This is a genomic window from Paenibacillus sp. J22P51, from assembly GCF_059692215.1.
On the sequence record NZ_JCAUAZ010000005.1, the window covers coordinates 295,886 to 310,311 of the forward strand.

A 14,426-nucleotide genomic window follows, 5' to 3' on the forward strand; every position below is an offset into this window, starting at 1 on the left:
CCTGATCATTAGCCTATGGAAGAAACCCGACCGTCAGCTTCATTACCTTGAGCATGACTTCCTTGTGAATGGTAAACCAATTGCTCATAGATGCCCCGGAGTGCAAGCAGCTCTACATGTGTTCCTTCTTCTACAATTTCCCCTTGACTCATCACGATAATACGGTCAGCATGCATAATCGTTGAGATCCGATGCGCAATCACAATGGTCGTTCTTCCTTCTGCGACAATGCTCAGCGCTGATTGAATGAGTTGTTCGGTTTGCGAATCCAAATTTGCTGTAGCTTCATCTAGAATAAGCACCTTGGGCTGAAATACGATGATGCGCGCAAAAGAAATCAATTGTCGCTCGCCTGCCGACAGCCCGCTTCCTCTCTCCGAAATGCGCGTGTCATACCCATCCTTCATGCGTGTGATCAGCGTATCCGCACCGACCAATTTGCAGGCATCAATAACAGTCTCTCGCGAAATCTGGGGATCGAACATTCGCACATTTTCAACAATACTTCCCGCATATAAGTAAGGCTCTTGTTGCACCAAGCCAATCGTCCGATGCAGATCTGCCTGAGAAATATCCCGAATATCGATGCCATCGATCCGAATGCTGCCTCCCTGGACATCATAGAAGCGGCACAGCAAGCTGATCAGTGAACTTTTGCCTGCACCCGTTGTGCCCACAATACCGATCATGTCGCCAGGAGCGATATGTAAATCCAAATTTTCAATGACAGCCGTATCCTGCTGATATCCAAAATGAACATGATCAAAGCGAATATCACCTTTAACATCCTTTAACTGGATCAGCTCAGAAGCCTCTTTGTCCTTCACTTCAGGCTGTGCCGAGAAAATGTTCCATATCCGAGTCAAGGAAACTTGTGTGGACTGCAGGGTATTCCATTGCTGCGTAATATTATTGATCGGCTGAAAAAACTGTCTAATATAGGTGATGAAGGCATAGAGCACACCGAATTCGATCGCTTTATCGAAGACGGCAATACCACCAATCCAAGTAATAAAAGCAACTGATAAGTTCCCTAATATATCGAAAGAGCGGTTGAATAATACATTGGTCCGTATCTCTCTCAAGTTCGCTCGGAAATAGCCCGTGTTCTTATCTGTAAAGCGACTCATCTGCTCCTTCTCTTGATGGAACGCTTGAATTAGATGCATACCCGATAAATTCTCAGCGGTGAAAGCCACCATTTGTGATAACTTTGAACGTGAAAGCTGATAGGTTTTGCGCATATATTGGCGAAAGCTCACCGCTATAAGCATGATGATAGGAATGACAATCATACTGTACATCGTCAATACTGGATCCAAGTGATACATAAGTACAATGATGAAGATCAGCGTCATACTGTCTCGTACCAAGCTCAGGAGCACCTGCGTGAAAAACTGGTTCAACGTTTCTGTATCGCTAGACACATGTGTGATGAGGCTGCCGCTTGGCGTTTTATCATAATAAGACATCGATTGCTTGAAAATATGTTGGAACAAATCCTTGCGGATTTTGGCTACGATGCTCTGACCTGCGAATTGCAGCAGATTATTTTGCAAATAGCTGAAAATCAAGCTCGAAATGGATAACACCCCATACAGCAAGCAGATCATGATCAGCGAGGTGAAGTCATTTTTGCCGATCATCAGATTATCGTCAATTGCAATTTTGACCAAATACGGCTGAAACAAATCTGCAGCAATTCCTAACAACGCACATACGACAACGGCTACAAATGTGAATCTGTGCGGTTTGGCGTATATGGCTAACGAACGAAATGAAGCTTGTGTTTGCTTACGATCTTGTGGAGGTTTATTCCGCTTGAACATCGTCGTTGCCTCCTTCCTGTATCGCGTACAGCTCCGCATATAAGCCATCCTGCGTAAGTAATTGATCATGCGTTCCGCGTTGAACGATTCTTCCCTCATGCAGCACGATGATTTCATCGGTGTGTTTGAGTGCAGAGATACGATGGGCAATCCAAATAGTCGTCTTATTCAATCGTTCTTGCCTGATCGCATCAATAATGTGCTTCTCCGTCACCGAATCTACAGCACTGACGCTATCATCTAGAATCATTAAGGGTGAATCCTTAATAATTCCTCTCGCTAAACTCGTTCGTTGGCGCTGACCACCCGACAAGGTGACACCGCGCTCACCGAGCTTTGTCTCAAACTTTTCCGGAAATGAAACGATGCTGGACAATATTTGCGCCTTATTGGCAGCATGCTCCACTTGTTCTATGGAGGATTCCCGTTTGAAGAATGCAATATTATCCCGAATGGATGTACTAAAGAGAAAGCCCTCCTGCGGCACGTAAGCAATTTGATTTCGCAAGCTTTCAAGCGTCACATCACGGATATCGCTATCTCCGATCCATACGGTCCCTTCTGGCGGATCATAGATTCGGAGCATGATTTTCATCAAGGTGGATTTCCCGCTGCCGGTTTTACCAATAATACCAATCGATTTCCCTGGTTCAATCGTAAGTGATATATCATGGAGCACTTCATCCTCATCGTCTGGGTAAGAGAACGACAAATGCTCTATGCGAATCTCTTCTTGATCAAGATGCGTAGGCTGCGCAAGCTCCTTCTGCTTAATTTCCGACTCCATCGCAAGCAGCTCATTCACTCGTTCCAAGGAAGCACGTGAGCGTTGAAGCGCATTAATCACACGTCCAATTTGCTGCAAGGGATTGACCATCATCCGAATATACAGCGTTAATTCAACGAAATGCCCAATCGTAATTTGACCATGAATCGTCAAATAGCCTCCGAAGGCAATCGCAATAATTAACGATACCGCACCCAGAAACGGAATTAATGCTTCAAATAACGAGGAAAGTCGAATTAACCTTAATTGATTGTCACGTATGCGATCGACCGTTTCACTAAATCGGCTAATCATAATTGGTTCTACAGCGAATTTCTTGGCGACACGGATGCCTCCGAATTGCTCCTCAGCTGACTCGGTCATCGTTCCTAATGCTTCTTGGACCTGTAAGGATCGTTCCTTAATCACAGGTTGAAACCTAACGGATAACACAGGAATAAGTAATAAGGGCACGATACAGATAAGAATGACATACAACGGAATGGAGCTAAACAACATCGAAACGATCGCGGCAGCTATTAAAATGACGGAGTTCGTAATTTGGTTGATACCTAATGAGATGGATTCACGGATAACTGTGACATCGTTCATTACGTAGCTCAGCAGCTTGCCCACACCATTTTTCGAATAAAAGGTTGCCCCCAAATGGGTGAAATGATCGAATAAGCGATTTCTCGTTTCGAACTCGAAGCGGCGCCCGTTACGCATGATCATGTATTGCCCAATCGCGCACAATACACCAAAGGTAACACCTATTACGAGCAGCTGCACACTATACTGAGCAATTAAGCTTTTACTAAGTCCACCCTTCTGGAGCTGGTCCGTAAACATCCCTAAGAGCTTGGGATAATACGAGTGAACAATGTTCCCTACCGAAATAGAGAGTGCGGCGATGACATACAACGGCCATTTCTTTTTCAAGAAATCAACCAATAACCGTGTAGGCTTCAAAACTACATCACTTCCCATTACAATTTTGACTGGCATGTAAGGCTTAAACCATGTATTCTAAACGTCCGATCCCATATCATTTCCCAGTATACGCCTATTCAGATATACTTCCTATATCAGATATTGACGTTATAATAAGAGAAGCCGTCATAAATTTACATATAACGAAGGAGGCGCAGGATCATGGACTTTATTTTAGATCGTATTGAAAATAAAATTGAGTTTTTTCAAGCCTATGATTTAAAAACACTTGAAAAGAAAATCAATGAACAAATCGATAATAACAAGGCGCTGATGCTAGATGTTTATGCCATTCAGCATAACATCGTATTCGACCCAAATGCGGGGAAAATGCTGTATAGCGCTGTTGTTCATTTCAAAGTGAAATAGGATGACGATCAAGCGCAGCATTATGGAAACGGCTGGCCACTTGTATTTCGTGCCTGAACTGCCCCTCTATGTGAATCGTGTTCACGAATCCTTCGACATGCAGCAGCACACCCATGATTTCATCGAAATCAGCTATGTGGCAGAAGGAAGCGGCTCCCATTATATTGACAATGTCAGCATGAACGTATCTAAAGGCGATCTCTTTTTTCTGCCAATTGGCATATCTCATGTGTTCCGCCCTTCTGGGGCGAATCAGAAGAAACCGCTCATCGTGTATAACTGTATTTTTACACAGGCATGGATGAATCAATTGCTCCAGCATGCAACGATGATGGGAGAGCAAGAAATTCCACTTTTCTTTCAAAAAGCGGTTGAGCCGAATGGCGAAGTGGAATTTCTCTCCTTTCATGAGCAAAACGGTGAGTTCCAGCCACTGTTCGAGCGATTACATTTTGAGTATAATGCTCGTCGCGTTGGCTTTATTACCATTATGCAGGCTTGTGTAAAGCAGCTGCTTGTGTACATGCATCGTGCGAAGCTGGATCCATTTCCACTGGTTCCTCAAGCTAGTATGAAAAGCATCGAAAATCTACTGAGCTTTATTCGTATGAATTGCAGCAGTCCAATCACACTAGCAGAGGCGGCGATCAAGCTATCGATTAGTGAACGTCAGCTTCAACGACAGTTGAAAAAGCTCACAGGCATGAGCTTCACAACGTATGTGCAGCATGCCCGCTTGGAAGCTTGTTGTCAGTATTTGCGTGAATCTCCCGATAAAATCAGTGACATTGCTGCACGTGTTGGGTATCAGGATTTGAAATTCTTCAATCAGCTTTTCAAAAAAATGATCGGTGTCACACCGAGCCAATATCGCCAGCAGCAGACTGAGCGCAAAAAACCACTCACATCGATAGAATGAGAGTGGTTTTGTTTTTGTTAAAGATCCAACATAAACTGGAGAGTCAAATCACCGAAGCCTGGTAATCCCTCATGTCCAAAATCAGGGAAGATTTCAAGCTTTTTGTTTGATTTGATCTTATTATATGCGGCAAATTGTGTAGACGGAGGGCATACGGTATCTATGAGACCAACAGCCATCATCACATCACCCTCGATGCGATTAGCTAAGTTTTGAATATCGATGTAACCCAATTTGGTAAAGTATTCTTCCTCACGCTTATGTTGTGGGTCATGACGGCGGAAAAAGTCTTTCAGCTCTAGATAGGCATCCTTCGCCAAATCCATCTCCCATACGCGCTTATAGTCACTGAGGAAAGGGTAGACGGGTGCTAATTTCTTAATGCGTGGCTCTAACGCTGCACAAGCAATGGTCAAAGCACCGCCTTGCGAGCCTCCCATCGCACCTACACGTGCAGGGTCAACCTCAGGCATATTCATCGCAATACCCGCAAGCTGTGCGGTATCCAAGAAGATATCACGGAATAAGAGCTGGTCTGGATGATCGTCCAAACCGCGAACAATGTGCCCTCTTAATGTCGTCCCTTTGGTTCCGCCAACATCCTCGGATAACCCGCCTTGACCGCGGCAATCCATGGAGAAGAAGGAATAACCCAGTGCTACGTAGGAAAGCTTATCATGCCAATCCCCTGAATTTCCGGAATATCCATGAAACTGAACGATAGCTGGATGCGGCTCAGTCACATGCTTCGGACGAATATATTTCGCGTAAATACGCGCTCCCTTTACTCCTGTGAAATACAGATCAAAGCAATCTGCATACGGTACTTGAAATTCACTTGGGCGCAGCTCAATTTGGGGATCTACTGCCTTCATTTCAGCGATCGCACGTTCCCAGTACGCATCAAAATCATCAGGTCGAGGGTTACGTCCTTCGTACGTGAGAAGCTTCTCTAATGGGAAATCAATTGCTGGCATGTGTCCAACCTCATTTCTATGAATTTAAGCGATCGAATAGGAATTAAAATCTATGGATTCACCATCGACAAGTTTAGTGATTTCCTTTGTTGGATCGCCGCTTAATAACAACGTTTGATTCGTCAAAGAATTGTACGTGATCGTGTTATTTGCACCATAATTAGGTTGCTTGCCCATCATCATTTCTGCAAAATGGTGAACATCGCGAATGCCGTATCTCTCTGCTTCTGCAAGATCGATGCATTCGACGACGACCGCATTCGTTATACCTCGGCTAGTCACAAAGCAGCGATCTTCAAGAACCTCACGGTTGTACGGTTGCTGGATGAATACAGCCATAAGGACGTTTCCTATACGTCCAAAAAGTCCGCCCGACTCCTCCACCCATTCCCCTAAAGGTAAGCACCCTTTGATGTAGGAAGGCTGATCCTCTGGAATTGAGTACGTAGCCATAATGACATTCCGATGAAAAAGCACTTCTGTGTATTCGCTCTGATGTCGTAAATCTCCTTCTGGCTGCTCCAAATCTGGATGGAAAAAATAAGCATGATTCACGCCTTGCATGGAATTGAGCGGAAAGGCAACGTCCCAGCGGTGCTGCTCGTTATCAAACTCGCGAATTCTCTCCCACATACCGCCCATTGCAAAGTTCTCTGTCATGTAGACATAGCTGTGGAGATTATCATTCTCATGCTCAGCTTGACTGATTTGCTTTGGAATTTGTCGTTTGATTTCGATTGGTACTGATGACCGATGCAGGGCAGTTTGCAGGCTATGTGCAGGTGCTTCATATACAAGGAAACCCGCATATTCCGTTCTAGGCATGTGAACCGGCAGCTTGAAATCCCCGAATTGCACGTAATCATGCAGCACATTCGTATCCTTCGGCATATCATGCGGCCAAATCCGTGAATGCGGACCTACCCATGCGCCTCCGAGGTAATACGTTGCACGAACGTTCCAAAGATAATCCAGCATGCGAGTTAGCTCGGTTCGGATTTCTGTATCTTGGATCAGCTGCCACGCACACGTGAATGCCTGAACCCAATGCCAGAACCATGGCAGTCCACCGTACTCCGACATCCCTTTCGTTGTTACTCGTTCGAGTGTCATTCGTAAGCTTTCTAAGCCATCTTTACGTAAATCAGTGTCCTCGTACTGATATCCGAAAATCAACTTCGCAGCCGTATATTTGGCCTCGTGGTGACTATAAGACGTGATTGGCTTCCGATAAAAGTTGCTGTCATAAATATGCCGAAGTGTCTTATCAAAAGCCACCCGAAGGGCTTCGCTCAACTGTTCCTGATATCGCTGAGCAAAATAAACCATCAAGCTCCCCATCAACTCAACGGGTAATGTATTCTTTTTCGCCTCTTGAGGCGTTGGTCTTAGGTTAAGCGGCCAATGACCGTAGGTAGCACTGGATGGCTCCTGATCTTGGATCTCTAGCAAATGGAGAAGAATGCGCTCTGCTTTATCCTTCGCCTCGTTGCGATCACCATCGAAAGCGATTGTAGGATCCACTGAAGCGGCGAACAGATAGGATGCGTAGTAGAAATTATCACGAACGTCCCCTTCGAAAAGAAACCCATTGCTTAGTACAGGCTGTATATATGCAGCTGCCGCAATGGTAGCAATGATTTCGTCTTGTCGTTGCTGTATTGTAGTCAAATTGTCATCTCCTATTGAATAGCTTATGTGGCTTAATTCTGAGTATTAAAGAATCTTGATATTTCGTTATTGAAACGTTTCACTTGTTCAATTTTATATGTTAATAAATGTAGCGTCAATGCGAAGTTACGGGGGAGGATTAAATGTGGGGAAGACTGTTGGCAGCTAGTCGCGTTCATACGGAACGTGGTTCCGCTATTTCCACGAAAACACCTATTTCGGGTGAGAAACGGAACGAGGTTCCGCTATTTCTCTATTCTTAGCCTGTTTAACCTAGATATCACGACATTAGCGGAACTACGTTCCACAACTCGGCGAAATCACACGAATTTAACCAAATAGCGGAACTACGTTCCGTACCTACTTTTCTCAACTCTTCTCAATCCAATTCTGATTACATTCCACTATTCCACGTTTTCCACACTTTCTACGTTGTTGCTACACTTCAAAATATCACCTGCCATAAGAAGGACTCCACCTTCCCGTTTTGGCGCCCAGGCACACGCGTTACTCGATTTAATCGACTTACACTACTACTCCTGCCATGGTCGCCACGCATAACTCGATTTTTTCGACTTACGCTACTCCTATTGCCATTCTCGCCACGTGTTACTCGATTTTTTCGACTTACGCTACTCCTATTGCCATTCTCGCCATTCGTAACTCGATTTTTTCGACTTACGCTACTCCTATTGCCATTCTCGCCATTCGTAACTCGATTTTTTCGACTTACGCTACTCCTTTTGCCATGCTCGCCACGCGTAACTCGATTTTTTCGACTTACGCTACTCCTTTTGCCATGCTCGCCATTCGTAACTCGATTTTTTCGACTTACGCTACTCCTTTTGCCATTCTCGCCACGCGACTCGATTTTTTCGATTTACGCTACTCCTTTTGCCATGCGAGCCACGCGTAACTCGATTTTTTCGACTTACACTACTCCTTTTGCCATGGTCGCCATGCGTAACTCGATTTTCCCGAGTATCTATTCTCTTTTAGAAGCCTCCTCACACGAGTTACACAAATCTCCACCTAATGCGGTTAACTGAAATGACATACACCTCCAGAACCATAGGTACTCTTCTGCTTTTATTGTAAATAGTCAGCTTTCTAATAAAAAAGAACCTCCACAATTTTGCGGAGGTCCTTCAATTTTGTTCTACTGAATCAACGAATAAATATCGGTATGCGTATATCCATGCGCCTCTGCAACAGCCTGGTAGGTTACGTGACCTTGTGCCACATTAATCCCTTTGGCAATGGCTTTGTTGTCGAGCGCTGCGCGTCCGTATCCTTTGCTCGCAATTTGCAAACCATAGGTTGTTGTGACATTCGTCAAAGCCAATGTGGATGTGCGAGCCACAGCTCCCGGCATGTTAGCTACGGCATAATGGATAACACCATGCTTCACATAGGTTGGTTGATCATGGGTAGTAATACGGTCGATCGTCTCGATCGATCCACCTTGATCAATCGCAACGTCAATGATCACACTGCCTGGGCTCATCGTTTTCACCATTTCCTCCGTCACGAGGCGAGGTGCACGAGCTCCTGGGATGAGTACCGCGCCAACGACTAAATCAGCGGAACGTACGACTTCTGCGATGTTGTAAGGATTGGACATGATCGTTTTCACGCGTCCTTGAAACAGATCATCCAGTTGACGTAGACGGTCGGCATTCAAGTCTATGATCGTCACTTCAGCGCCGAGGCCGATGGCCATTTTTGCCGCATTGGCGCCGACGATACCGCCACCGATAACAGCGACTTTACCTGGCTCAACACCCGGTACACCACCTAGTAAAATCCCTTTGCCGCCATGCGCTTTCTCCAAAAAGTGAGCACCGATCTGCACGGACATTCGTCCAGCCACTTCACTCATTGGCGTTAATAGCGGTAAGCTTCCATTGTCAAGCTGAATGGTTTCATAGGCGATGGCTGTCACTTTTTTGCTCACCAAGGCATGTGTCAATTCCGCCTCAGGTGCAAGGTGTAGATACGTGTACAGAATCAATCCTTCATGGAAGAATCCATACTCCTCTGGGAGCGGTTCTTTTACTTTGACTACCATATCAGATGACCAAACCTCTGCAGCGGTTGCAACAATCGTTGCTCCTGCTGATGCGTAATCATCATCCGTGAATCCAATACTGTGCCCTGCTAAGGTTTCGATTCTAACTTCATGACCTGCTTTTTTGTATGATAGCACCGAGCTCGGTGTCATGCCAACGCGAAACTCATTATTTTTAATTTCTTTAGGTACCCCAATAATCATGCCCCATCAACCTCTCTTGAGGACCCCGTTAATTGAAGGATCGCTCTCTACTTGTCTCCAAGTATAAGAGAGAAACGAATACGTTCCATTAGACATTTTGTCAAAAATTGACCACTGTTCTTTTCACAATTTCCTCTCCGGGTACAGGAGCTGATAGGCTCTAATCCCTACTTGCAGCGCCAATCTTTGCTCAGGAAGCATATAATCCGCGCCGAGCAGCTCTTCAATTTTGTCCAAACGATAATACAAAGATTGTCTTACGATAAAAAGTTGCTGGGCAGCGATTTGCTTTGAACCGTCATGATCTAGATATACCTTAAGCGTTCGCAGCAGCTCACTGCCTTTCAGGTTATCGTGATCAATGATCGGGCCGAGATAGGAGCGAATAAAGGACTCCAGAATCCCTTTGTCAGCAATATGAAATAACAGCTCAAATACGCCCAGCTCATCATAAAACATGACGTTCTTCTGCTGCAAAGTGACCGTTAACGACAACGCTTGAAGTGCTTGCTGATAGCTGCGATGCGCCTGCAGGAAGCTTTGATTCGGCTGCCCAATCCCGATTTTCAATCGGATTCCCTCGTTATCCTTCATCCCCTGAAGCGATTCAAAAACGTGCTGCAGCCGCTCTTTCGCTGGCTTTTTGGGAGCCTTATCGAACGCGACGACAACAAGCCTGTTGTGCTTTAGAGTAATTAATGGATGAAACAACTGCCCTTCGAAAATGGCCCGTGCCGCAAGTGACAAGTGTAAACCAGCAGACTCTATGCCGTCGTCTTCTGCAGGTTGTTCTTCTTCGTGCTCTTGTTCAAATTCAAGTAAAATCACCTGAAAGGTCAGCGCATTCAGCCGCTTAAATTCAGCACCAATCAGCACCTTGATCTGTTCTTCATCGTGAATGCGCATATGGAGCAAATCATCAACCCACAGCGTTTGCGAGTACAATTTCCGCTCTTCCATATAGCGTTTCCGTAATAAATCCTGCGCAATGGAAAGGGAGGCCGAATCCAGAATTAAATACTCGTATTCTTGCGGCTTACGATCCAAGATGAGCAGAATGTGAGCCCAGGTTTTGCCCATTGCCCCGACTGGTTGAACAATGACCGTTTGACCTTCAACATCTTCAAAATACGGTACTGCGCCTGGACCCTCATCCCCGCTATCTGCGCTTCGGCTTGCCAGAAAGTGGAGCCATTTCGTTGACTCGCGTTTCCCAAGCGGTGGAGTGAATTTCGGCTGCGCATCGACAGGGACATAAATGACTTGGCTTTTGGTACTGCTTTGCAGCAGCGCAAGCACATGCGAAACGCCTCGAGAAGATAAAGTCATGCGATGAAATTCGCGCGATATTTTCTCCAAATCCTGCAGCGCTTTATGATGCTGATTAATAATATGAGCATGAATATCCTGGGTGATATCAATAAACCGCACGGCTTCTGGGAAAATTATGAGCGGAAAATCGTGTGCTTCAGCCGCATCCATCCAAGCTTGCGGAACCGAGGTGATGTAATGCCCCATCTCGATACAGAGACAGGTTACGTTTCTATGTATTAACTGGTCCAAATAGGTCATGAAGGATCCTGTATCGTCTTTAAAAGCAGCCCCTGTGGTTAGAATCATCTCGCCACCTTGCAGCAGCTGTTCAAACTGAATCACTTCAATGATGTGTACCCAACGTACAAGCCGTCCTAAACCCATTTTGCCAGCCGCGATATAAGCATGTTGAAAAGAAGGACGCGTAAGTACCTCTTCAACGGTTAATTGATAGTGTTGATGCATGTAAAGTCACTTCTCTCTTCTCGATCTACTCGTCTTCAAAAGTTATCCACAATCTATCATCCAGAATATATGTGGACAAAAAATGAACTGCAATCTTCAATCATTTCATGCTTAAGTGTACACGAAAAAGAGCGTCTATCCAAAAAGAAAAAGACTGTCGCATCAGCGACAGTCCTTCGAACTCTAATATAATGCCTTATCGATGGCAACCGTTTGGCCTGACCAAACCTTTTGCGAGGTCCATGGTGCAGCTGCACCCTGCCAGAACTCATCATCAGCTGGTAAACCAAGCGGTAGAAACACCGCGGAGCATAAGTATAAGCTTCCAGTGGAAATATAGGTCTCCCCAATTTCAGGCTGATAACCGCAAAGTCCAATTCTCAACCAGCCAGCCTCATCGAAGGTGCCTGGCGCTTCAATCAACCTGCGAATAACAGCAGTCAGCGCACCGCGCACTTGTGCTGGTAAAACCCCCGTAGGCAACTCGTGTCGTAACGCTGTATGTGCAAGCGCCTGAAAAGCACCGAAACGATAGGCTAACGAGCGACCAATCACTGGGAATGTTCCTTCTGGCGATATCGTGCGTTCCTGCACAGCTGCATAGCGCTGAGCCCGCTTCAGGACATTCGCACGCATGTTGCCCCAATCCTCATAAGTCGCTCCAACGTGTTCAATGATGTCCACCATCATGGGCTGGATTACAAAGCTGTTGTAATAATCCGCATGATAATCGACGCCATCACTATACATGCCGTCTCCTAGATACCACTGCTCATGCTGCTTTAGCGCAAAATCAACCCGCATATGATCCCAATCTTCACCCATAACGCCAAGCGCTGTTTCCGTCATGGCTGCAAAAAGAAGCCAATTATTAAAAGCAGGTCTGCGCGTCCGTGTGGCTTTCATCGCTGCCGCGAGATTCGCTTGGACTCTAGCATCTAGGCTATGCCATAGCGTATTAGGTGCACGCAGAATAGCATTTGCTAGGAAAGCCGTATCTACGATCGGCTGTCTCCCTTGCGCGAAGTTCAAGAAATCAGGAGATTCTGGGTCAGTAGCCGCATCCATAGCTTCGCGAACCAACTGTCCATATTCCAGACGGAGCTTTTCTTCTTCTGCATCCAGTGCAGGTGTCTCCAGCCAAGGAGCCATACCAACAAGCGAACGACCAAATGCTTCGAGATGCGTGTATTCACGCTGCACCTCTTGTTTACATTCAACAGGCATCGTAGCGCGAAGCTTTCTAGCTGCAAGCGCTCGAATCACAGGCTCTGTAATACGCAGCATCGTCTGTAACCAATATGCGCGATCTGTTCCTCCTGTCGTTTGTGAATTATTCATACCAGTACCCCTTGAAACCTTTTTCTAAACGAAGCAATGCTTCTAGATAATAGTAGTCGCCCCAAATTACATAATCATCTGGTGCTGCACCACCGCGTACGCTGTATGAACCGCGCTCAAGAAACCCTTGTGCATCCGGTTTACCAATTGTAGCGTAAGATTTAACTAACCCAGCCATCGAACGTTGTACGCCATTTTCTAAAATAGCACGATCTGGATCATCCGCTGCCAAGTGCTCCAAAATTTCCAAAGTTCCCGCAGAAGCAATCGCAGATGCAGAGCTATCGCGTTTCGTTTCGGCATTCACAGGCGCATTGAAATCCCAATACACCACATCATCCGCAGGAAGACGATCGAAGAAATAACGTGCTAAACGTTTGGCCGTCTCTAGGTAGAGTGGGTTTTTCGTATAACGATAGGAGAGTGCAAAGCCGTAAATCCCCCATGCTTGGCCTCGCGTCCATGTTGATCCATCATGATAACCTTGATGCGTCCCACCGCGTAAAGGTTCACCCGTCTCTTGATCGAAATAGAACGTATGATAAGAGGAATCATCACCACGTACCAAATAGCGACGCGACAAATCAGCATGTATGATTGCAACTTCTTTATATTTAGCTTCACCAGTTTGCTCATAAGCCCAGTACAACAAAGGTAAATTCAATAGGCAATCGATAATGATCCGCCCGCCGTTTTTCTCGTCACCCTCAGGTCCCCAAGCTTGAATGTATTGGCCTTTCGGTCTCCAACGCTTCATCAACACATCTGCCGCTTGCAGTGTAAGCTGTCTCGCATTTTCATCCTTTTCAAGGATCCATTGTGCCTTCGAAGATAAGGAATAGAGGAAGCCGATATCATGATGATCTAAAACAACATTATTCTCAAGTCTTTGCTTAAAACTTGCAACAGTTTTCTGTGCAGCCTCTTGAAACACTTTGTCCCCGCTGTACTGATAGCTCAGCCACAAGATGCCTGACCAGAAGCCATCTGTCCAATCGGTATTCGGATTCAAATGATAAATATCGTTCTCACTGACATGAGGGAACTGGTCCCCGAAACGCTCAATATTTACTTTCGTTTTCTGCAAAGCATCCTCAATAGCTTGTTTCCACATGTTAGAATCACTCCGTATCACTTGTTATAGGTTACACCATTCTTGCTTCAGTCGACTAACTTGTTAAACGTTTAACACCCACTTCTAGATTAATTTGAAACGTTTAACCTGTCAAGTAAAATTAACGACTAAATCGTCCTTCTTGGACGAGAGCGTAATTGTGAAGCATATCATTTTTATTTTCAAAAAAATAGGCAACCCCCACTAAAAAAAATAGAACCATCGTCATCTTTCTTACGTAATACTATTCATGCATGACATTCTTTCAGGGTTAGGGAGGTTTCTTGCTTATGACAATGACATTAGCTTTTCACCAAAACACTTCAATCCGGGACGCTATCTCGATGGTCGTCTGGTATCTAAGAAAGAAACGCAGAGCGTAATTCAAACCCA

Annotated in this window: 10 protein-coding genes; 2 read left to right on the forward strand and 8 right to left on the reverse strand. The window is 45.4% G+C overall.

What is annotated here, in order from left to right; genetic code table 11:
* Positions 1-8: 8 nt before the first annotated feature.
* Both AC58QC_RS14425 and AC58QC_RS14430 read right to left on the reverse strand, forming a co-directional pair.
* Positions 9-1,829 carry an ABC transporter ATP-binding protein gene (locus AC58QC_RS14425; protein WP_497415813.1) on the reverse strand — a complete coding sequence of 607 codons (1,821 nt, stop codon included), beginning with the start codon at positions 1,827-1,829 and terminating at the stop codon, positions 9-11.
* Entirely contained in the window at positions 1,813-3,567 is a 1,755-nt protein-coding gene (locus AC58QC_RS14430; RefSeq protein WP_497415814.1) for an ABC transporter ATP-binding protein, read from the reverse strand. Before AC58QC_RS14430 ends, AC58QC_RS14425 begins: the two co-directional genes overlap by 17 nt.
* Positions 3,568-3,750: 183 nt before the next feature.
* Between AC58QC_RS14430 and AC58QC_RS14435 the strand changes: the two genes are divergently transcribed.
* Positions 3,751-3,957 carry a YrzA family protein gene (locus AC58QC_RS14435; protein WP_477590763.1) on the forward strand — a complete coding sequence of 69 codons (207 nt, stop codon included), beginning with the start codon at positions 3,751-3,753 and terminating at the stop codon, positions 3,955-3,957.
* Between the two features lies 1 nt (position 3,958).
* The gene (locus AC58QC_RS14440) at positions 3,959-4,876 is read left to right on the forward strand and encodes a helix-turn-helix domain-containing protein (protein WP_497415815.1); all 918 of its coding nucleotides are present in this window, start codon (positions 3,959-3,961) and stop codon (positions 4,874-4,876) included.
* A gap of 17 nt (positions 4,877-4,893) precedes the next feature.
* On the opposite strand, the gene AC58QC_RS14445 is transcribed toward AC58QC_RS14440, so the two are convergent.
* The 6 genes from AC58QC_RS14445 to AC58QC_RS14470 all read right to left on the reverse strand — a co-directional run bounded on the left by AC58QC_RS14445 (position 4,894) and on the right by AC58QC_RS14470 (position 14,033).
* Positions 4,894-5,853, reverse strand: coding sequence for an acetylxylan esterase (locus AC58QC_RS14445; RefSeq protein WP_497415816.1), 960 nt, complete (start codon positions 5,851-5,853; stop codon positions 4,894-4,896).
* A 24-nt stretch (positions 5,854-5,877) separates the two neighbouring features.
* Positions 5,878-7,524, reverse strand: coding sequence for a hypothetical protein (locus AC58QC_RS14450; RefSeq protein ID WP_497415817.1), 1,647 nt, complete (start codon positions 7,522-7,524; stop codon positions 5,878-5,880).
* Positions 7,525-8,683: 1,159 nt separating this feature from the next.
* Complete coding sequence (ald, locus tag AC58QC_RS14455; RefSeq protein ID WP_497415818.1) at positions 8,684-9,799, reverse strand: alanine dehydrogenase; 1,116 nt, start codon at positions 9,797-9,799, stop codon at positions 8,684-8,686.
* Between the two features lie 123 nt (positions 9,800-9,922).
* Positions 9,923-11,578, reverse strand: a complete 1,656-nt coding sequence (locus AC58QC_RS14460) for a PucR family transcriptional regulator (RefSeq protein WP_497415819.1) — start codon at positions 11,576-11,578, stop codon at positions 9,923-9,925.
* Between the two features lie 183 nt (positions 11,579-11,761).
* Complete coding sequence (locus AC58QC_RS14465) at positions 11,762-12,919, reverse strand: DUF2264 domain-containing protein (protein ID WP_497415820.1); 1,158 nt, start codon at positions 12,917-12,919, stop codon at positions 11,762-11,764.
* Complete coding sequence (locus AC58QC_RS14470) at positions 12,912-14,033, reverse strand: glycoside hydrolase family 88 protein (RefSeq protein WP_497415821.1); 1,122 nt, start codon at positions 14,031-14,033, stop codon at positions 12,912-12,914. Before AC58QC_RS14470 ends, AC58QC_RS14465 begins: the two co-directional genes overlap by 8 nt.
* Between the last annotated feature and the right edge of the window lie 393 nt (positions 14,034-14,426).